At 71.3% G+C, this 19,030-nt stretch carries 19 protein-coding genes; 6 read left to right on the forward strand and 13 right to left on the reverse strand.

The window, feature by feature from the left end:
- The first annotated feature begins 5 nt into the window (after nt 1-5).
- Nucleotides 6-764: a hypothetical protein gene (locus GFH48_RS11245; protein WP_228120518.1), complete on the forward strand. Its 759-nt coding sequence runs from the start codon at nt 6-8 to the stop codon at nt 762-764.
- Nucleotides 765-1,134: 370 nt separating this feature from the next.
- Nucleotides 1,135-1,902, forward strand: a complete 768-nt coding sequence (locus GFH48_RS11250; RefSeq protein WP_228120519.1) for a hypothetical protein — start codon at nt 1,135-1,137, stop codon at nt 1,900-1,902.
- Between the two features lie 116 nt (nt 1,903-2,018).
- Here GFH48_RS11250 and GFH48_RS11255 read toward each other — a convergent pair whose 3' ends face one another.
- Nucleotides 2,019-3,347 carry a class I SAM-dependent RNA methyltransferase gene (locus GFH48_RS11255; RefSeq protein WP_153288130.1) on the reverse strand — a complete coding sequence of 443 codons (1,329 nt, stop codon included), beginning with the start codon at nt 3,345-3,347 and terminating at the stop codon, nt 2,019-2,021.
- Between the two features lie 137 nt (nt 3,348-3,484).
- Complete coding sequence (locus tag GFH48_RS11260; RefSeq protein ID WP_153288131.1) at nt 3,485-5,536, reverse strand: APC family permease; 2,052 nt, start codon at nt 5,534-5,536, stop codon at nt 3,485-3,487.
- 534 nt (nt 5,537-6,070) lie between these two features.
- Here GFH48_RS11260 and GFH48_RS11265 point away from each other — a divergent pair.
- The 3 genes from GFH48_RS11265 (at nt 6,071) to GFH48_RS11275 (ending at nt 7,924) form a co-directional block, all read left to right on the forward strand.
- Nucleotides 6,071-6,355 carry a hypothetical protein gene (locus GFH48_RS11265; RefSeq protein ID WP_153288132.1) on the forward strand — a complete coding sequence of 95 codons (285 nt, stop codon included), beginning with the start codon at nt 6,071-6,073 and terminating at the stop codon, nt 6,353-6,355.
- Between the two features lie 220 nt (nt 6,356-6,575).
- Nucleotides 6,576-7,247: a potassium channel family protein gene (locus tag GFH48_RS11270; protein WP_054237133.1), complete on the forward strand. Its 672-nt coding sequence runs from the start codon at nt 6,576-6,578 to the stop codon at nt 7,245-7,247.
- A complete protein-coding gene (locus GFH48_RS11275) occupies nt 7,247-7,924 on the forward strand; it encodes a potassium channel family protein (RefSeq protein ID WP_153288133.1) in 678 nt (225 codons plus the stop codon). The genes GFH48_RS11270 and GFH48_RS11275 overlap by 1 nt, the downstream gene beginning before the upstream one ends.
- Nucleotides 7,925-8,008: 84 nt before the next feature.
- Here the strand turns inward: GFH48_RS11275 and GFH48_RS11280 are convergent, their stop codons facing one another.
- The 10 genes from GFH48_RS11280 to GFH48_RS11325 all read right to left on the reverse strand — a co-directional run bounded on the left by GFH48_RS11280 (nt 8,009) and on the right by GFH48_RS11325 (nt 17,521).
- A complete protein-coding gene (locus GFH48_RS11280; RefSeq protein WP_153288134.1) occupies nt 8,009-8,599 on the reverse strand; it encodes a GNAT family N-acetyltransferase in 591 nt (196 codons plus the stop codon).
- Between the two features lie 225 nt (nt 8,600-8,824).
- Nucleotides 8,825-9,580 carry a DUF3159 domain-containing protein gene (locus tag GFH48_RS11285; RefSeq protein ID WP_153288135.1) on the reverse strand — a complete coding sequence of 252 codons (756 nt, stop codon included), beginning with the start codon at nt 9,578-9,580 and terminating at the stop codon, nt 8,825-8,827.
- A gap of 3 nt (nt 9,581-9,583) precedes the next feature.
- On the reverse strand, nt 9,584-9,982 hold the full coding sequence (locus GFH48_RS11290) for an OB-fold nucleic acid binding domain-containing protein (protein ID WP_148010914.1): 399 nt from the start codon (nt 9,980-9,982) through the stop codon (nt 9,584-9,586).
- 64 nt (nt 9,983-10,046) lie between these two features.
- Complete coding sequence (locus GFH48_RS11295) at nt 10,047-10,730, reverse strand: response regulator (RefSeq protein ID WP_153288136.1); 684 nt, start codon at nt 10,728-10,730, stop codon at nt 10,047-10,049.
- Nucleotides 10,727-13,273, reverse strand: coding sequence for a sensor histidine kinase (locus GFH48_RS11300; RefSeq protein ID WP_153288137.1), 2,547 nt, complete (start codon nt 13,271-13,273; stop codon nt 10,727-10,729). The genes GFH48_RS11295 and GFH48_RS11300 overlap by 4 nt, the downstream gene beginning before the upstream one ends.
- A gap of 124 nt (nt 13,274-13,397) precedes the next feature.
- Entirely contained in the window at nt 13,398-14,090 is a 693-nt protein-coding gene (locus GFH48_RS11305) for an ABC transporter ATP-binding protein (RefSeq protein WP_153288138.1), read from the reverse strand.
- 83 nt (nt 14,091-14,173) lie between these two features.
- Nucleotides 14,174-15,388: an alginate lyase family protein gene (locus GFH48_RS11310; protein ID WP_153288139.1), complete on the reverse strand. Its 1,215-nt coding sequence runs from the start codon at nt 15,386-15,388 to the stop codon at nt 14,174-14,176.
- 273 nt (nt 15,389-15,661) lie between these two features.
- Nucleotides 15,662-16,423, reverse strand: a complete 762-nt coding sequence (locus GFH48_RS11315; RefSeq protein ID WP_153288140.1) for a DUF3710 domain-containing protein — start codon at nt 16,421-16,423, stop codon at nt 15,662-15,664.
- Between the two features lies 1 nt (nt 16,424).
- The gene (dut, locus tag GFH48_RS11320; protein WP_153288141.1) at nt 16,425-16,940 is read right to left on the reverse strand and encodes a dUTP diphosphatase; all 516 of its coding nucleotides are present in this window, start codon (nt 16,938-16,940) and stop codon (nt 16,425-16,427) included.
- On the reverse strand, nt 16,937-17,521 hold the full coding sequence (locus GFH48_RS11325) for a PaaI family thioesterase (RefSeq protein WP_153288142.1): 585 nt from the start codon (nt 17,519-17,521) through the stop codon (nt 16,937-16,939). Before GFH48_RS11325 ends, dut begins: the two co-directional genes overlap by 4 nt.
- Nucleotides 17,522-17,579: 58 nt before the next feature.
- On the opposite strand from GFH48_RS11325, the gene GFH48_RS11330 reads away from it, so the two are divergent.
- Nucleotides 17,580-18,041, forward strand: coding sequence for a DUF3093 domain-containing protein (locus GFH48_RS11330; RefSeq protein WP_153288143.1), 462 nt, complete (start codon nt 17,580-17,582; stop codon nt 18,039-18,041).
- A 15-nt stretch (nt 18,042-18,056) separates the two neighbouring features.
- Here the strand turns inward: GFH48_RS11330 and GFH48_RS11335 are convergent, their stop codons facing one another.
- The gene (locus GFH48_RS11335) at nt 18,057-19,028 is read right to left on the reverse strand and encodes a hypothetical protein (RefSeq protein WP_194280557.1); all 972 of its coding nucleotides are present in this window, start codon (nt 19,026-19,028) and stop codon (nt 18,057-18,059) included.
- Between the last annotated feature and the right edge of the window lie 2 nt (nt 19,029-19,030).

Raw genomic sequence — 19,030 nt, forward strand, 5'->3', positions numbered from 1 at the left:
CACGAATGACCATGAGACTGTCCTTCGACGGCGACTGGTACGCGACGGTCACGGACGATCCGCTGCACATCACCCCCCGCTTCACGGGCGACTCCGTGGATGTCGTGCGGTACGCGGACGCGGTGGAGCGTGAGGGTTTCCTCACGAACACCTTCGGCAGCCAGGACCGGTTGTGGGACACGCCAGACGTCCTGCGGTTCGACCCGGACAGCCGGAAGCTGGTCGGCGCTGAGCTCCAGATGCCCTACGTCTCCGCGTCCGCCGAGACGTCCGTCCGTGGTCCGGTCCTGCCCGCGGTGCGCCGGGGCGGGCTCCGCGCGGAAGAGGTCCGGGACTTCCGGCAGGAGACCTGCACGGTGCTGTGCCGCGCTCCCGGGGACACCGTGCTGACCTGTCTGCGCGACCTCGACGTCCTCGACGAGCCGGTGGACGCCTGTGTCGGCATCGCCCCCGATGTGGCGCTCCTGGTCCAGCACGGCGCCGTCGCCGGCTGGAGCCTCACCGACCCCGCGCGCCACCTGACAACCGCCTACGCCGCTCCCGACCCCGCTCCGCCGTCCCCTGCCACCCGCGCGCTGCTCAGCTCCTGCCTGGACCTGCTCATGGATCCGCTGCTCGAAGAGGTGCAGGACGGTGAGCCGGCCGCTCTGGCCCGGCTCCGGAACACCCACCAGGCCCTGCGCGCCCAGCGCGAGGACCGGCGCCGCGCCGACGCCCTCCTCTCGCTCATCGGCAACCTGATGGAGGGCTACGGCGACCGGTGACCTCGCAACCGCGGCGGTGCTCCCAGCGGTTGCCGGCGGCCAGGACGCGGTGGAGAACGGCGCGGAGAACGCGACCACTGTCCGCCCCGTTCGGCGCGGCGGAATCGCTGACGGGGAGGGTCGTGACGCTCGTTCGACGCTCGGGACGTCCGCCACGCCGCCATGTGACGCGTACCCACGCCGACCCATGTGACGCGTACCCACGCCGGCCTGCGATCGTGCGACACCCGGCCTCGGTGACATGATCTCGATGACGCATCATGCGGAGTGCGTCGCCGTCCCGGGGCCGGTCAAGTCGGGCCCCCTATGCGCTTGTTCGAGAGGTTCCGGGTCCGGACGGGGCGCCCGATCCGTCCCCGCGGTTCACCGCGTGGAGCCCTTCACAGACTTCCGCTACGCGTCCCACCCGCGGACGCTGACGGCCGAACCACCGCGCCTCACCCCGCGTTTCGACTTCAGGGGCTTCCGTGTGCGCGTCGCGGAGTACGCGAACGTCGAGGAACGCGGCCGGTTCCTGCTCGACACCTTCGGCAGCGGGCCCTGGCTGTGGGACACGCCCGACGAGCTCCGGTTCGGCAAGGAGGAGCGCGAGCTGGTCGGCGCCGAGTTCCAGATCGCGGGCGAGGCCGCCGCCCGCGACGACTCCGCCCGCCTTCCCGCCACACCCCCCGTCCACCCGGGCGGCCTTCGCGCGGACGAGGTCCGGGACTTCCGCCTGGAGGTGACCACGGAACTCTGCCGCAGCCCCGGGGACACCATGCTGACCTGTCTGCGCGACCTCGACGTCCTGGACGAACCGCTGGACGCCCGCATCGGCATCGCCCCCGGCATGGCGCTCCTCATCCGGCACGGCACCGTCGTCGGCTGGAGCCTGACCGACCCCGCCCGATATCTGACCACCGGATTCGCCGCCCCGGACCCGGCTCCCCCCGCGCCGGCCACACGGCTCCTGTTCACCGCGTGCATGGACGTGATCACCACACCTCTGCTCGACGAGGTGAGACGCCGGAACCCGGCCGCCCTGGCCACGCTCCGGAACCTCGACCACACCCTGCGCACTCAGCCCGAGGACCGCCACAGAGCCGACGCCCTGCTCGCGTTCATCGGCGAACTGGTCGAGGACCACGGGAACGGGTGACGGCGTCCCGCCGAAGCCGCGGAACGCTGGGCGTTCCGGGCTGACCTCGCCGACGCCGACAGGGCAGACCACCTACGCCGGGGAGGTGGCCCGCCTACGTCGACAGAGGACGCGGGTCAGCTTCCCTCTTTGACGGGTTCGAGGATGGCGACGCATTCCACGTGGTGGGTCATGGGGAACAAGTCGAACGCCCGAAGCGTCCGCACCTTGTACCCCCCGTCCCGGAAGTACGCCAGGTCCCGTGCCAGCGCCGCCGGGTCGCAGGCCACGTACGCGATCTTTCGGGCGCCCAGTGCCGACAGGAGTTCGACCGTCTTCTTGCCCGCGCCGGCGCGGGGCGGGTCCAGGACGATGAGGTCGACCTCGGTGATGCCGGTGCGCGGGAGGACCGCCTCGACCTTGCCCTGTTCGATGCGGACGCGGTCGAAGGCGGCGAGGTTGTGGCGGGCGTCCTCGACCGCGCGCTTGCCGGACTCGATACCGAGGACCGCGCCCTTGTCGCCGAGGCGGTCGGCGAGCGCGCCGGCGAACAGGCCGACACCGCAGTACAGGTCGAGGGCCATGTCGCCCTTGCGCGGCAGCAGGCCCTGCATGACGGCCTTGACGAGGGTGTCGGCGGCCATCGGGTGGACCTGCCAGAAACCGCCGCTGCCGACGCGGTAGGTGCGTCCGTCGGCACGCTCGCGCACGAACGCGCGGCCGTGGACGCGGTGGATGCCGCCGTCCTGCTCGGCGACCCGCATCACGGAGACCGGCTTGTCGAGTTCGACGAGGGGCAGCCGGGCGCCCGGCTGCGGCTCCAGGATGACCATGCGGTCCTGGGAGCCCGTCGCGGCGATCGCGTCGACGGACACCATGCCGGACCAGTCACGCTCCTCGATGCCGAGTTCGGTGACGCCCTCGGCCGCGATCATGCAGCGCTCGATGGGCTCGACCTCGTGCGAGCGGTGGCGGCGCAGTCCGGCGTTGCCGTCGGGGTCGACGGCGTACTGGACGCGGGTGCGCCAGGCCGGGACCTCGCCGGCCGGGAGCTTGTCGCCCTCGGCGGGCATCACGGTGCCGTCCCAGCCGGCCTCCTCGGGGGTGAGCCCCGCGAGGCGCTGCAACTGCTCGGCGACGACCTCGCCCTTGAGGCGGCGCTGCGCGCCCGGCTTGGCGTGCTGCCAGTCGCAGCCTCCGCAGCGGCCGGGGCCGGCGTACGGGCAGGGGGCCTCGACGCGGTCCTTCGAGGGGTCCAGGATCTCCACGGCGTCGGCGCGCAGGAAACGCGCGCCCTCCTCACCCTCGGTCACGCGCGCGACGACGCGCTCACCGGGCAGGGCGTGCCGGACGAAGAGGACCTGGCCCTCGGTCGTACGGGCGATGCAGTGCCCGCCGTGCGCGACCGGGCCGATCTCCACCTCGTACTCGTCCCCCACCAGCGACTTCTTCGGTTCTGCCTGCATGGCGGGGTGACTCCAGGTGCGAAAGGGGGTGATACGGGGGACACGAACGGGGGTCTCGGCCGCCCCGCGGACGGGAACGGCCGGACAACAGCCCACCAGTCTACGTGGACCGTGCCCGGCCGTTCGACACGAACGTGTCAGACCTTGGGGGTCGTGGGCTCCTTCGGCCGCTCCTCCGCCGGGCCCCGGCGCACCGCACCCGGGGCGTTCCAGTCCTGGCGCCTGCGGGCCCGCTGCTTCGCGGCCTCGGAGGACTCCAGCTGATAGGGCACGGAGGTCACCATCACACCGGGTGTGAACAGCAGGCGGCCCTTGAGGCGCAGCGCGCTCTGGTTGTGCAGCAGGTGCTCGTACCAGTGGCCGACGACGTACTCGGGGATGATGACGGAGACGGCGTCGCGCGGTGACTCCCTGCGCAGGCCCTTCACGTACTCGATGACCGGCCGGGTGATCTCGCGGTACGGGGAGTCGAGGACCTTCAGCGGCACGGTGATGCCGCGCCGCTCCCATTCCTCCCGCAGCGCCTTGGTCTCCGCCGGGTCGACGTTGACGCTGAGCGCTTCGAGGGTGTCGGAGCGCATCAGCTTGGCGTAGGCGAGGGCGCGCAGGGTCGGCCGGTGGATCTTGGAGATCAGGACGACGGAGTGGACGCGGGAGGGGCGCACGCTGTCGTCGGAGGGGCCCTCGGGGGCGGCGATCTCCTCGGCGACCCGGTCGTAGTGCTTACGGATCGCGCTCATCGTCGCGTAGAAGATCACCATGCCGAGCAGGGCCACCCAGGCGCCGTGCGTGAACTTGGTGACCAGGACGACGACGAGCACCAGGCCGGTGAAGAAGGCGCCGAAGGTGTTGATCGCGCGGGAGCGGATCATGTGGCTGCGCTTGGCCGGGTCCCTCTCGGTGCGCAGGTGACGGTTCCAGTGCCGGACCATGCCGGTCTGGCTGAGCGTGAAGGAGACGAAGACGCCGACGATGTACAGCTGGATGAGCCGCGTCGAGTCCGCGCCGTAGATGACGACCAGCAGGGTCGCCGCGCCCGCGAGCAGCACGATGCCGTTGGAGAAGGCGAGGCGGTCGCCGCGGGTGTGCAGCTGGCGCGGGAGGTAGCGGTCCTGGGCGAGGATCGAGCCGAGCAGCGGGAATCCGTTGTACGCGGTGTTCGCGGCGAGGAACAGGACCAGCGCGGTGGCCGCCGCGAGCACGATGAACAGGAAGCTGCCCTTGCCGAAGACGGCCTCGGCCACCTGGGAGATCACCGGGTTCTGGACGTACCCGGCCCCGATCGGAACGCCGTTGTGGATCAAGTCGGTGGCCGGGTTCTCGGCCATCCGGACCTTGGTCGTCATGGCCAGCGCGATGATCCCGCAGAACATGGTGACGGCGAGCAGGCCCATCGCGGCCAGCGTGGACGCGGCGTTCTTCGACTTGGGCTTGCGGAAGGCGGGGACGCCGTTGGAGATGGCCTCGACGCCGGTCAGCGCGGCGCAGCCGGAGGAGAAGGCGCGCAGCAGGAGGAAGACGAGCGCGAAGCCCGCGAGGCCCTGGTGCTCGGCCTTGATGTGGTAGTCGGAGGTGGGTGCCCGCATGGTGTCGTTGAGGACGAGCCCGCGGAAGGCACCCCACGCGATCATGATGAAGACGCCCGCCACGAAGACGTACGTGGGAATCGCGAAGAGCTTTCCGGACTCCTTGACCCCGCGCAGGTTCATCAGCGTGAGCAGCACGATGACGACGACGGCGCAGAGCACCTTGTGCTCGACGACGAAGGGGACGGCGGAGCCGAGGTTCTCGATGCCGGACGTGATCGACACGGCGACGGTGAGTACGTAGTCGACGAGCAGCGCGCTGGCGACGGTGAGGCCGGCCCGGGGGCCGAGGTTGGTGTTGGCCACCTCGTAGTCGCCGCCGCCGCTGGGGTACGCGTGCACGTTCTGGCGGTACGACGCCACGACCGTGAACATCAGCACGACGACCGCGACCGCGATCCAGGGGCTGAAGTGGTAGGCCGACACGCCCGCGATGGAAAGGACCAGGAGCACTTCGCCGGGCGCGTACGCCACGGAGGAGAGCGGGTCGGAAGCGAAGACGGGGAGTGCGATGCGCTTCGGCAGGAGCGTCTCTCCGAGCCGATCACTGCGCAGTGCGCGCCCGATCAGGATCCGTTTGGGCACGTCGGTCAGTTTGGACACGCAGAGGATCGTAAGCGTTCGAACGGGGGGTCGCCCACCCGCCGTCCCGCATCACCTCGGCTTCCCCTCCCCATCTGCTCTCCGAGTGAAATCGGGGACCGGTCCCGTTGCGGATTCCACACATCCGGAGGCCGCGTGCCTATATGACGAAGTTCCCATTTTGCCCAGTTATGGAGGTCCCATGCACGCGACCGCGCAGCTCATCGGCGCCGCCGCAGGACTCGTCGGCCTCGGAATTCTGACCCTGGTCAGCGTGCGCAGCATCAGCCGCCGCTGAGCGGGGGGACCGGCGGTGCGGATTCCGTTCACCTCGTGCTTCTCGTCTCTTTCCCTGAACTTTTCCTAACGATGACCCGAACCTGATCCGGCCTCCGGAGGTCACCTTCACCCCGGCGTCCCCGCGGTTCCCCCTTCCTTCCCTCCCGCGCCCTCTCCCGCGTCCCCTCCCGCACGCCCTCGCGCGCGCCTCCACGTGCGCCCGCCCGCGCGGCGGCGGCTCCGTTCCCTTGGCCGGTTCGGTTCGTTGTCCGGGGTATGGACGCTCCCGACAACGCCCCGGCCGAGACGACCGGCGACCGGCTCGAGGGCGCCCCGACAGCCCCGCTCGGCCCGCTCGGCCCGCTCGCCCCTGTCGAACCGGTCGAACCGCTCGAACCGGCCGAACCGGTCGCCGCCCCGGTCGGCCCAGCCGTCTCCCCGACCGCCCCCGCCGCCTCCGCGACTTCCGCGACGGCGGCGGCCTCCGTGCGGGCCCGCTCCCCCATGGCCTGGGTGGTGCCCCCGGGACTGCCGCCCCGCCCGTCCCACCCCGGCGCGTAGGCCTCGCGCGGACACCGCGACGTACGCCGGCGGCGCCCTGCCCGGGATCGGCGCAGGAGATGCGCGCACCGATGAGGGCAAGACCGCGGTTGCGCCTTAAGCTCGTTCCCGGCAACGCCGCATGCCGTTGCCTCGTGAGGGCCCGGCAGACTGACAGAGAAGAGTGAGCAGGGTGTTTTCGCAGGTCAGCGGGATGACCAGGACTGCGGGGTTGGGCTAGGTGCACATCGTCATCATGGGCTGCGGCAGAGTGGGTTCCGCTCTCGCCCAGACCCTGGAGCAACAGGGGCACACGGTCGCGGTGATCGACCAGGACCCCACCGCCTTCCGGCGGCTCGGCTCCGGTTTCGGCGGTCGCCGTGTGACCGGAGTCGGCTTCGACCAGGACACCCTGCGCGAGGCGGGCATCGAGGAGGCCGGCGCCTTCGCCGCCGTGTCCAGCGGGGACAACTCGAACATCATCGCCGCCCGGGTCGCCCGGGAGATGTTCGGCATCGAGAACGTCGCGGCGCGCATCTACGACCCGCGCCGGGCCGAGGTCTACCAGCGTCTGGGCATCCCGACCGTCGCCACCGTCCGCTGGACGGCCGACCAGATGCTGCGCCGCCTGCTGCCGTCGGGCGCCGAACCGCTGTGGCGTGATCCCACCGGTGGGGTGCAGCTCGCCGAGGTGCACGCCTCCGCCGCCTGGGTCGGCCACAAGATCAGCCGCCTGCAGGACGAGACCGGCGTGCGGGTGGCCTTCCTGACCCGGCTGGGCGAGGCGATTCTGCCCACCTCGCAGACGGTGCTGCAGGAGGGCGACCTCGTGCACGTGATGATGCGCACGGACGACGTCGAAAAGGTCGAGGCCTCGTTCGCCGAGGGCCCCGAAGAGGAGAGCGGTCACTGATGAGGGTCGCCATTGCCGGCGCCGGCGCCGTGGGCCGCTCGATCGCGGGCGAGCTCCTGGAGAACGGCCACGAGATCCTGCTGATCGACAAGGCGCCGACCGCCATCTCGGTCGAGCGCGTCCCCCAGGCGGAGTGGCTGCTCGCCGACGCCTGCGAGATCACGTCCCTGGACGAGGCCGCGTTGCAGCGCTGCAACGTGGTCATCGCGGCCACCGGGGACGACAAGGTCAACCTGGTGGTCTCACTGCTCGCCAAGACCGAGTACGGCGTGCCGCGCGTCGTCGCCCGTGTCAACAACCCGAAGAACGAGTGGCTGTTCAACGAGGCCTGGGGCGTCGACGTCGCCGTCTCCACCCCGCGTCTGATGTCGGCCCTCGTGGAGGAGGCCGTGAGCGTCGGCGACCTGGTGCGCCTGCTCCGCTTCAGCCACGGCGACGCGAACCTGGTCGAGCTGACCCTCCCGCCGGAGTCTGCCCTGGCCGGCACGCAGGTCGGTGACGTGGAGTGGCCCCAGGACACCTCCCTGGTCACGATCATCCGTGGCACCCGGGTGCTCACCCCCTCCCAGGAGGATTCCCTGGAGGCGGGCGACGAGCTCCTCTTCGTGGCCGCCCAGGCCCGCGAGGAGCAGCTGGAGGACCTGCTCTCGGTCCGCCGCGAGGACGCGCCGAGCTAGCCCGTCCCCTGAGAAGAGGGGAGCCTTCGCGGGAGGTCCCGCGGAGGCTCCCCTCTTCTCAGGACCTTCGGAGATCGTCTCGTGTCAGGACCTCTGGAGATCGTCGGCCGCCGGGCTGTACGGCCGCGCGAAGGGCAGACCCACGTCGCCGGGCAGCAGCGCGCCGATCCAGGTGTCCCGCAGGCCGTCCCGGCCGGTCTGTGCCGCCCGCAGGGCGCCCTCCCGTGTGAAGCCGGCCTTGCGGGCGACCGCCCACGAGCCCCGGTTGCCCGCCTCCGCCCGCCACTCCAGGCGCTGGACGCCCAGCTCGGTGAACGCCCACCGCGCCAGGGCGCCGACGGCCTCCGTCGCGTAGCCCCGCCCCCGGTGTTCCGCCACGGTCCAGTACCCGATGCCCCAGACGTCGGCCTGCCGGTGCACGTTGACGGACGCCACGAGGGTGCCGTCGCCGTCGTCCCGCCGCTCCACCGCGAAGTGGTACATCGTGTCGTCGCGCCAGCCCCGCGGCACGAGGGCGCGCAGATAGAAGGCGGCGTGCCGGCGCTCGTAGGGCGTGGGGAAGTCCGTCCACCGCCCGATCTCGGGGTCCTGACAGGCGGCGAGGAGCGCGTCCTCGTCCCGCGCATCGTGCGGGCGGATCAGCAGACGCTCCGTGGTGAGCGAGACAGGTTCCATGAGCGGCGATTCTGACGCCCGGCCCGCCGCCCGGCCATCGGATTCCCCCGACGGCGGTCACGGGGGCGCGGCGCACGGATACAAGACCGGAGCGCCCGGACACGGGAGGGGGCGCCCGGAGATCTCCGGGCGCCCCCTCCCGTACAGGTGACTGCTCGTACAGGTGACTGCTCGTACAGGTGACCGGCCGTCTCGTACGGCTGACCGACCGTCTCGTGCGGGTGACTAGCCGTCGCGGCGGTGACGGCCGGCCGTGGCCTCGGTGTCGTCCTTGGCGAGAGCGGCCTCGCGTTCCTTCTCGGCCTGCTCCTCCGCCTCCATCTCCGCGAACACGTCGATGGGAGCCGGGGCCTTCGCCAGGAACACCCAGGTGAGCCAGACGGCCAGCAGGAACGGCGGGATCTTCAACGCGACCAGGACCCAGCCCAGTTGCGAGGTGTTGGCCCACCAGTAGAGCGGGAAGAGGACCGCGCACTTGGCGAGCAGGATCAGGCCCCAGGCCCAGCTGGCCTTCGCGTACGCCTTCTTGCGGCCCGGATTGCGGGTACGCCAGGAGAGGTTCTCCTTGAAGACCGGGCCGAGGATCAGGCCGATCAGGGGCACGCCCGCGAGGGTCGTGACGATGTAGGCGACGGCCAGACCCAGCGTGTAGATCATGCCCGGCAGGTAGAAGTCCTTCGCGTTGCCCGTCATCATCGCGAACACCACGCCGAAGGCGACGCCGAAGACGCCGCTGAAGGCGTGCTTGACGGTGTCGCGCATGGCGAGGCGGACGACGACGAGCAGCAGGGACACCCCCAGGGCGGCGATCGCCGACCAGTGGAGGTCCTTGTTGATCGTGAAGATGGTGACGAAGAGCAGGCCGGGCACCACGGTCTCGACCATGCCCCGCACACCGCCGAACGCCTCGAAGAGCGCGGCCTCCGTCACCGCCCTCGCGTCCTGCTGGGCGTCTTCGGTCGGCTTGTCGAGCGACGTCACCGGCTACTCCCGTCCGAGCGGTCTGAGTTCGTACTTCGGGTTGAACAGCACCCTACGGCCCCGGCTCATCGAGATGCGGCCCGAAGCGATCATCTTGCGCCCCGGCTCGATTCCCACGATGGAGCGTCTGCCGAGCCAGACCACGTCCAGAGCCGCCGAGCCGTCGAACAGCTCGGCCTCCAGCGCCGGGACTCCGGCCCGTGGCCGCAGAGTGACCGTGCGCAACGTACCAGTAACCGTGACGATCTGCCGGTCGTGGCAGTCACCGATGCGGGTGCACCCCGTCGTCTCGGCTTCCTCGCGCAGCTCCTCGGACTCCAGGTCCTCCTGGGACGAGGAGAGCCGGTCTATCATGCGCCGGAACCGGCCCGCCGGCTTTTCGGAACGAGGAACAGCACTCATACCGAAAGCGTACCGGGGGCCGATGACACCGTCGTACCCGCGAGGCCGCTCTCTCAAGCACCGCTCATCTCTCGAACCGGTAACCCATTCCCGGCTCCGTGATGAAGTGCCGGGGATGCGAGGGATCCGCCTCCAGCTTGCGGCGCAGCTGGGCCATGTAGACCCGCAGGTAGTTCGTCTCCGTGCCGTACGACGGCCCCCACACCTCCTGGAGGAGCTGCTTCTGGCTGACCAGGCGGCCGGTGTTGCGGACCAGGACCTCCAGGAGGTGCCACTCCGTGGGGGTCAGCCGGACGTCGCGGCCGGCGCGGTTGACCTTCTTGGCCGCCAGATCCACCGTGAAGTCCTCGGTCTCGACCACGACGTCGTCCTCGCCGGAGCCGGTGGGCTCGGCACGGCGGACGGCGGCGCGCAGCCGGGCCAGCAGTTCGTCCATGCCGAAGGGCTTGGTGACGTAGTCGTCGGCGCCCGCGTCGAGCGCCTCGACCTTCTCGTCGGAGGAGTGCCGGGCCGAGAGCACCAGGATCGGTACCCGGGTCCAGCCGCGCAGCCCCCTGATCACCTCGACGCCGTCCATGTCGGGCAGCCCGAGGTCGAGCACGACGACGTCGGGATGGCGTGCGGCGGCGAGCTGGAGCGCGGTGGCGCCGTCGGGGGCCGCGTCGACCTCGTACTTGCGCGCCTTCAGGTTGATGACGAGGGCTCGGGTGATCTGCGGCTCGTCGTCGACCACGAGGACCCGGGTCATGAGGCCTGCCTTTCTGCAACTGCCGGTGGGGGGGTGAGCGTTCCGGGGCGGCGGTCCACCGCCCGGACCGTGAGGACCATGGTGAGTCCGCCGCCGGGGGTGTCCTCGGCGTTCAGTGTGCCGCCCATCGACTCGGCGAAGCCGCGGGCGACGGCGAGCCCGAGGCCCACCCCGGCACCGCGCGGGGCGTCGCCGTAGCGCTGGAAGGGCGCGAAGATGCGCTCCTTGGCCTCGTCCGGGACGCCGGGGCCGCGGTCCACCACCCGGACCTCCACCCGGTCGGCGATGGCGCTCGCGGAGACGAGGACCCGGTCGCCCACGGGGCTGTACTTGACGGCGTTCTCGACGAGGTTGGCGACCGCCCGCTCCAGCAGCCCGGCGTCGACGGCGACCATCGGCAGGACCTCCGGGATCTCCAGGTCCACGCTGTCCTCGGGTACGCCGCCCAGCGCCATCGGCACCACCTCGTCGAGGTCGATCTCGCGGATCAGCGGGGTGACGGTGCCGGTCTGGAGGCGGGACATGTCGAGCAGGTTGCCCACCAGGTGGTCGAGCCGGTCGGCACCCTGCTCGATCGCCTCCTGGAGCTCCGCCCGGTCCTCCTCCGACCAGTCCACGTCCTCGGACCGCAGTGAGGTCACGGCGGCCTTGATCGCGGCCAGCGGGGTGCGCAGGTCGTGGCTGACGGCGGCCAGCAGCGCGGTGCGGATGCGGTTGCCCTCGGCCAGCTCCTTGGCCTGGTCGGCCTCGTGCTGGAGGCGCTGGCGGTCCAGCACGACGGCGGCCTGGGCGGCGAAGGCGGCGAGCACCCGTCGGTCGGAGGCGGGCAGCACCCGTCCCGAGAGCGCGAGCGCCATGTGGTCACCGACCGGCATGTCCACGTCCGCGTCCTCGGGCCGCAGCGGTGACCGCGGGCCGACGCTGCCCGCGCAGGTCCACGGTTCGACGCCGCCCGCCCGCTCCAGCAGCGCGACCGACTCCATCCCGAAGGTCTCCCTGACCCGTTCCAGGAGGGCTTCCAGGCTGGTCTCGCCGCGCAGGACGCTGCCCGCGAGGAAGGACAGGATCTCCGACTCGGCGCGCAGTCTGGCCGCCTGGTGGGTGCGGCGGGCGGCCAGGTCCACCACGGAGGCCACGGAGACGGCGACGCCCACGAAGATCGCGATGGCGACGATGTTCTTGGGGTCGGCGATCGTCAGGCGGTGCAGCGGCGGTGTGTAGAAGTAGTTCAGCAGCAGGGAGCCGAAGGCCGCCGAGGCGAGGGCCGGGAACAGTCCGCCGAGCAGGGCGGCCGCGACCGTCACCGTCAGGAACAGCAGCATGTCGTTGGCGAGGCCGAGGTCGACGGTGTTGAGCAGCGGCGCGAGGACCACCGGGCCGCCCAGGCCGATCAGCCAGCCCCAGATGATCCGGGAGCGGCCGAGCCGCGCGCCGCGGGCGGCGGGCAGTCCGCGCCCCTTGGCGACCTCGTCGTGGGTGACGATGTGGACGTCCAGGTCGGGGCCGGACTCGCGGGCGACCGTGGCGCCGACGCCGGGCCCGAAGACGTACTGCCAGGTCTTGCGGCGGGAGGAGCCGAGCACGATCTGGGTGGCGTTGACCCCGCGGGCGAAGTCCAGCAGCGAGACGGGTATGTCGTCGCCGATGACGTGGTGGAAGGTGCCGCCGAGGTCCTCGACCAGCGTGCGCTGGACGGCCAGCTCCTTGGGCGAGGCGTTGGTGAGCCCGTCGCTGCGCGCGATGTAGACGGCCATGACCGCGCCGCCCGCGCCCTTCTCGGCCAGCCGCGCGGCACGGCGGATCAGGGTTCGCCCCTCGGGGCCGCCGGTCAGGCCCACCACGATCCGTTCGCGCGAGCCCCAGATCTTGGAGACCCGGTGCTCGCTGCGGTACTCGGTCAGGTACTCGTCGACCCGGTCGGCCACCCACAGCAGGGCCAGCTCGCGCAGCGCGGTGAGGTTGCCGGGGCGGAAGTAGTTGGACAGGGCCGCGTCGACCTTGTCGGACTTGTAGATGTTGCCGTGCGCCATACGGCGGCGCAGCGCCGGTGGCGACATGTCGACCAGCTCGATCTGGTCCGCCCGGCGGACGACCTCGTCGGGGACGGTCTCCCGCTGCCGTACTCCGGTTATCGACTCGACGACGTCGCCGAGTGACTCCAGGTGCTGGATGTTGACGGTCGAGACGACGTCGATCCCGGCCGCGAGCAGCTCGGCCACGTCCTGCCAGCGCTTGGCGTTGCGGGAACCGGGGACATTGGTGTGGGCGAGTTCGTCCACCAGGGCGACGGCCGGGGCGCGGAGCAGTACGGCGTCCACGTCCATCTCGGTGAAGGTGGAGCCGCGGTAGTCGAGCTCCTTGCGCGGGATCTGCTCCAGTCCGTGCAGCATCACCTCGGTGCGCGGCCGGTTGTGGTGCTCCACGAAGGCGACGACGCAGTCGGTGCCGCGCTCCATGCGCCGGTGCGCCTCGGACAGCATCGCGTACGTCTTGCCGACCCCCGGTGCCGCGCCGAGGTAGATCCGAAGCTTGCCGCGTCCCATGGCCCCATTGTCTTCCTGTCAAAGCTCTGTACGCTGCGTCGACCCTACGGCCCTTAATTACGACAAATGGGGCGCGGGGTCGGCGGGCGGCCGTCTTTGACACAACCCTGATGCGCAGGTCGGGTCAGTGCGCGGCGAGTTTTCCGTCGTTCAGCTCCAGTACCCGGTCCGCGGGACATCCGGGGGCCGCGTCACGTACGGCGACCAGGGCTGTCAGGTGTTCGCGGCGGACCGCGGCGCGCAGCGCTTCCAGGAGGGCGAGGCCGGTTCCGGGGTCGAGCCCGCCGGTGGGTTCGTCGGCGATCAGGAGCGCGGGGCGGTGGACGAGGGCGCGCGCGAGGGCCACGCGACGGTGCTGCCCGGCGGACAGTTCCCCTGGCCGGCACGCGGCCTGACCGGCGAGGCCGACGAGGGAGAGCAGCCGTTCGACGCGCTCCTCCCGCTCGGGCGCGGGGGTCCCCCTCAGCCGCAGCGGCGCGGCGACGTTCTCGGCGACGGTGAGGACGGGGACGAGGCCTGCGGACGGGAACAGGAAGCCGATCCGGTCCCGGCGCAGTTCCAGCAGCGCGTCCTCGTCCAGCGCGGCCGGCTCGAGCCCGTCGACGGTGATCCGCCCGGTGTCCGGTTCGCCGAGGCCGCCGACGAGGTGGAGGAGGGTGCTCCTGCCGGCCCCGGGGCGGCCCCGCAGGACGACGAGCCCGCCGCGCGGCACCTCGAAGGAGACACCGCGCAGCGCGTGCACGGCGGTGGCACCGCTGCCGTACGTGTGGTGCACGTTCTCGACGCGCACCGCGGTGTCCGTGGTGGCCTGGCTCATGCCTCTCCCGCACCGGCCGGGCGCCGGCCCGGCGGGACGTCCGGGCACACGGTGTCGCGCCGTGTGCCCGGACGGGCGGCGGGTCAGCTGGAGTTGTCCCCGTGGGTGAGAGTCTCCCAGGCGACGAAGAGGTTGTTGCTGCCGGACGGCCGGTTCTGTTCGGTCAGCTTCTGGGTGTTGGTCATGGCGATGCCCAGCCGGTTGTGCAGGGCGTTGTAGCCGACCTCGGTGACCGGTCCGAGCCCGAGGTTGAGGGAGCCGCCGCACAGTGAGCTCGGCACCGCCTCGCCCAGCTGGTACTTCGCCTGGAAGCCGAGTGCCTGGCGCAGCCGCTCGCCGACGTCGGTGCCGTAGAGGTCCGCGCCCTGGATACGGCTGGTCTCCGCGATGTGGGAGATGGCCGAGATGCCGTATCCGGTGTGGGTGAAGTCGCGGCAGGTCTCCTGGGTGAGTCCGGTGGTGAAGGTGGACTGGCCCTGCCAGTAGCTGACGATCTTCGCCTTGGTGTCGAGGTTCTGGCTCGGCACCGTCTTGGGCAGGGCGCCGTCGGAGGCGAGGTAGACGTACGCGGCCGTCCGGGTCCGGAACTTCGCCATGGCCTTGTCGTAGGAGGTCTTGTCCTCCAGGAAGACGGAGATGCCGACCGCGGCCTCCATCATCGACAGCTCCCAGTTCCCGTTGGAGTTGGAGCCGTTGATCACCTCGGGCAGGTAGACGTCGCGCAGCATGGTCGCGAAACGTCCGGAGTTGGCCCAGGTGCCGGTGTAGGTGTACTTGATGATCTCGGCGGCCTTGGGCCAGGAGGAGCCGGCCCAGCCGGTCTGCAGGGGCGCGTTGCTGTTGGTGTGCTCCTTGATCACGCCCGACCAGGCGTCCATCAGCTCGATGGACTTCTTCGCGTACCGGTCGTCACGGGTGATGTACCAGGCGAGGGCGTCGGTGTACGCGGCGATCGCGTCCTCGCGCTCGTCGGTGCAGCCGTAGTTGGGGTTGGAGTACGAGCCGCACTCCACGGTCGCGCGGGGCTTGGCGGTGCGTGTCAGCGAGGCGTACGTGCTCGCCATCATCTGGTCGTACGCGCCCTTCCAGGGCTGGGCTCCCGCGTTGACCTTGGTGCGGGCGAAGTCCAGCTGCCCCTTGGAGACGGTGACTCCGGGGTGCGCGAAGACGGCGGGGGCGGCGTCGGCACGGTGGGCGGCGGGCCAGGTGAGGAGGCCGGAGACGAGGGCGGCCGTCGCGGCGACGGCGAGGAGGGCGGCGCGTGGCCGGCGGCGATGACGTGCGGGGGCGTCAAGCATGTGGGGGACATCCGTTCTCGTATGTGAATGACACACTGGTTTCTGAACACGCGCGCTGGCCGGTGACCATAGGTACGGACCAGGCTTCCGTCAAGAGGTGAAGAAAGACGCGCAGTTCAACTGCCGTTCACGGATGAGAACTTGCCGCACGGGGGCGAGCCCGGCACCCGGGTGCCGTGCGCGCACGCGGCCGCTCACGCATGGCGAAAGGGCCGCACCCCCTGCCGGGGATGCGGCCCTTTCGTACGGTCTCGTTCTCGGCGAGCACGGTGGCTAGCGGACCTCTGTGATCTCCGGTCCGCGCTGCAGCTGGCCCATGCCGCCGGAGAAGCGGGACCCGGCCTGCTCGTCCTGCTGGACACCCTCGGCCACCATCTGCGCGTCGTCCGGCAGCTTCAGGACGATCGGGTCACGGGGGGCCATCGGACCCTCACCGCGCACGACGACCGTGTCCCTGAAGATCTGCTCCAGCAGCCCCGCGGCCTGCGGCTGCACCGCGCCCTGCCCGGAGATCACTCCGCGCAGGAACCAGCGGGGGCCGTCCACACCGACGAACCGCACGACCTGGAAACCGCCCGTGCCGTCCGGCAGCTGCACCGGTACCTGCGCCCGCAGCTCCCAGCCCAGCGGGCCCTCGACCTCGTCGATGACACCGCCCTGCTGGGTGATGCCGGAGGCGATCTCCTCACGCACCTCGCCCCAGATGCCCTCGCGCTTGGGAGCGGCGAAGGCCTGCAGCTGCACGGCGCTGTCCTTGAGGACGACGGTGGCGGCGACGATCGCGTCACCCGCGACCTCGACCCGCAGCTCCATGCCGTCGACTCCGGGGATCAGGAGACCACCCAGGTCCACCCGGCCCTCGGCGGGGTCCCGCACCTCCGAGTCGTCCCAGGGTCCGTCGGGGCGCGGCTCCGGCTCGAGCCTCACGCGCTCCCGCTCCACCTCGTCCGTCCCAGTGTCGACTCCGTCGACGACCTGCTCGGCCTCGCCCGCCGCGTCCTCGGCGGCACTGCCCTTCTTGCGACGTCCGAACACGTCACTGTCCTTCCCGGTCGGATACGACCGAAGCGTATCGATTCCCACCCGTTGTCCCGCCCACGGCGGCATGACCGCCGGTGGACCCGAGGCCCCCTGCGGCCCGCGCCGAGCCGGGAAGCTCCGCCACCTCGTGGAAGCGGACCTTCTCGACCTGTTGGACGACCAGTTGGGCAATCCGGTCGAAGCGCTCGAACCGCACGGACTCGTACGGGTCGAGATTCACCACGATCACCTTGATCTCCCCACGGTACCCGGCATCAACCGTCCCCGGGGCATTCACGAGAGCGACACCGCAGCGGGCGGCCAGCCCCGAACGCGGGTGCACGAAGGCCGCGTACCCCTCCGGCAGCGCGATGGACACCCCGGTGGGCAGAACGGCACGTTCGCCCGGCTTCAGTTCACGCTCCTCGGTGGTGCGCAGATCGGCGCCGGCGTCACCGGGATGCGCGTATTCGGGAAGCGGGACTTCCGGATCTACGCGCCGGATCAGCACGTCCACGGGATGACGGGTCACGGGTTCACCTCGAAGGCACGGACACGGCGGTTCCGGTCCGGGTCGTTCATGGCGGCCCGGATCTCCTCCGGGCGGCCGTTGTCGATGAAGTGGTCGACCTTGACCTCGACGAAGAGGGCGTCCGCCCGGACGGCCAGAGGCCCCTCGGGCCCGCCGATCCGGCCGGTGGCGGTCGAGTAGATCTTGCGGCCGGCCACCGCGGTGACCTCGGCCTCCAGGTACAGCACGGTGCCCACGGGGACCGGCCGCACGAAGTCGGTCTCCAGCCGGCCGGTGACGGCGACGACACGCAGCAGCCAGTTGAGCGAGCCCAGCGTCTCGTCGAGCGCCGTGGCCAGCACCCCGCCGTGCGCGAGCCCGGGAGCGCCCTGATGGGCGGGCCTCACGGTGAACTCCGCCGTGATCCTGACACCCTCACCGGCACGGGCCGCCAGATGCAGTCCGTGCGGCTGTTCCCCACCGCATCCGAAACACTGTTCGTAGTGCGCGCCGAGCAGCTCGCCGGGGGCGGGCGCGTCGGGGTGCCGCACCGGTACGACGGCGTCGGGGGGAGGCTTCAGACCTGCGGATGTACCACTCACAGCCGCAGACCTTACCCGCGCGTCGGCGGAGTGTACGCACCGTGCCAAGCTTGGCCCCATGCAGCTCTCCGCCTCCCCGTACGAAGAACGCCTCACCGCGCCCCGCAGCTGGTGGGCGGTCTGCTTCCTGGCCGGGGTCGCGCTGGCCCTGGTCTTCCTCCCCTTCGGGACGCTGCCCCTGCTGGGCGGGCTGGTCGGCGGCACCGCGGTCTCGGCCGTCGTGGCCAGTTCGTACGGCTCGGTCCGCATCCGTGTCGTCGGGGACTCGCTGATCGCGGGCGAGGCCAGGATCCCGGTCGCCGCCCTGGGCGACGCCGAGATCCTGGACCAGGAGGAGGCGCGCGCCTGGCGTACGCACAAGGCGGACACCCGCGCGTTCATGCTGCTGCGGTCCTACATCCCCACGGCCCTGCGCGTGCAGGTCACGGACCCCGCCGACCCGACCCCCTACCTGTACCTGTCGACGCGGGAGCCGGAGCGGCTGAGGGCGGCCCTGGAGACGGCGCGGGCGTCCGCCTGACCCCGCGCCCGGGGGTCAGGGCCCCAGCTCCTTGGGGATCTCCCCCATCCGCAGGGGATCGGCCGGCTTCTCCAGGGGCGGCAGCTCGGGCAGCTCGCTCCAGGGCACCTGGTTTCTGCGGAGGTCCTTGCGGATGCGTGCCGCGAGGCGTTTGGTGTCCCGGCGGTTCATGACCGCCCCGACCGCGGCGCCCACCATGAACGGCATCAGGTTCGGCAGGTCGCGGACCGTGCGTTTCATGATCTGCTGGCGCAGTTCGCGCTTCATCTGGCCGCCCAGCGCGGCGTTGAGGGTCGACGGCTTGGTCACGTCGATCCCGCGCTCGGAGGACCACGAGTTCAGGTAGGCGGTGCTGCGCTGGGCGAGGGTGCCCGGCGGTCGCAGGCCGTAGACCTCGTGGAGCTCGGCGATCAGCTTCAGCTCGATCGCGGCGACCCCGGTGATCTCGGCGGCGAGTTCCGTGGGCATCGCGGGCGGTACCGGCAGCATGGCGGCCGCTCCGATTCCGGCGCCCACCGTGGAGGTGGCGTTGGCCGCGCCCGCGACGAGCTTGTCCGCCATCTCCTCGACGGTGAGGCCGGGGAACTGTCCGCGGAGGGTCGCGAGATCCCGTACCGGGACACGGGGCGCGATGTCGATGATCCGGTCGGCGAGGTAGGCCAGGCCGGCCTTGGCCTTGCCGCCGCTCTTGCGGACGCCCTTTCTGAGCCCGTCCCGAACGGCCGCCGCACGGCCGCCGGCGGCGGGCGCGGGGGCGTCCGACCGCACCAGGTCCTCACCCGGTGCGGGGGTGCCGGCCGGTGTCGATCCACCGGCCCGCGTGGAGGCGCCTGTCGGCGCTGTGGCGGGCGCCGGGTCGAGCGAGGCTGATCCTGGTCGGGAAGAGCCCCGCTCGTCGTCACGCACGCCTTCAGGGCCCTGTGACGGCCCTTCGTCCGCTCCCCCGTGGGGGAAGCGGCGCTTCCAAGGAGGGGTCGAGCCAGTCACGG

This window comes from Streptomyces fagopyri (genome assembly GCF_009498275.1).
GTDB classification, from domain to species: domain Bacteria; phylum Actinomycetota; class Actinomycetes; order Streptomycetales; family Streptomycetaceae; genus Streptomyces; species Streptomyces fagopyri.

Coding starts and splice junctions, on each gene's coding strand:
- GFH48_RS11295 (WP_153288136.1), bottom strand. CDS start 10,730: ATGACCCGGGTCCTCGTGGTCGACGACGAGCCGCAGATCACCCGAGCC.
- GFH48_RS11265 (WP_153288132.1), top strand. CDS start 6,071: ATGGACGCTCCCGACAACGCCCCGGCCGAGACGACCGGCGACCGGCTC.
- GFH48_RS11300 (WP_153288137.1), bottom strand. CDS start 13,273: ATGGGACGCGGCAAGCTTCGGATCTACCTCGGCGCGGCACCGGGGGTC.
- GFH48_RS11280 (WP_153288134.1), bottom strand. CDS start 8,599: ATGGAACCTGTCTCGCTCACCACGGAGCGTCTGCTGATCCGCCCGCAC.
- GFH48_RS11275 (WP_153288133.1), top strand. CDS start 7,247: ATGAGGGTCGCCATTGCCGGCGCCGGCGCCGTGGGCCGCTCGATCGCG.
- GFH48_RS11305 (WP_153288138.1), bottom strand. CDS start 14,090: ATGAGCCAGGCCACCACGGACACCGCGGTGCGCGTCGAGAACGTGCAC.
- GFH48_RS11245 (WP_228120518.1), top strand. CDS start 6: ATGACCATGAGACTGTCCTTCGACGGCGACTGGTACGCGACGGTCACG.
- GFH48_RS11330 (WP_153288143.1), top strand. CDS start 17,580: ATGCAGCTCTCCGCCTCCCCGTACGAAGAACGCCTCACCGCGCCCCGC.
- GFH48_RS11290 (WP_148010914.1), bottom strand. CDS start 9,982: ATGAGTGCTGTTCCTCGTTCCGAAAAGCCGGCGGGCCGGTTCCGGCGC.
- GFH48_RS11310 (WP_153288139.1), bottom strand. CDS start 15,388: ATGCTTGACGCCCCCGCACGTCATCGCCGCCGGCCACGCGCCGCCCTC.
- GFH48_RS11255 (WP_153288130.1), bottom strand. CDS start 3,347: ATGCAGGCAGAACCGAAGAAGTCGCTGGTGGGGGACGAGTACGAGGTG.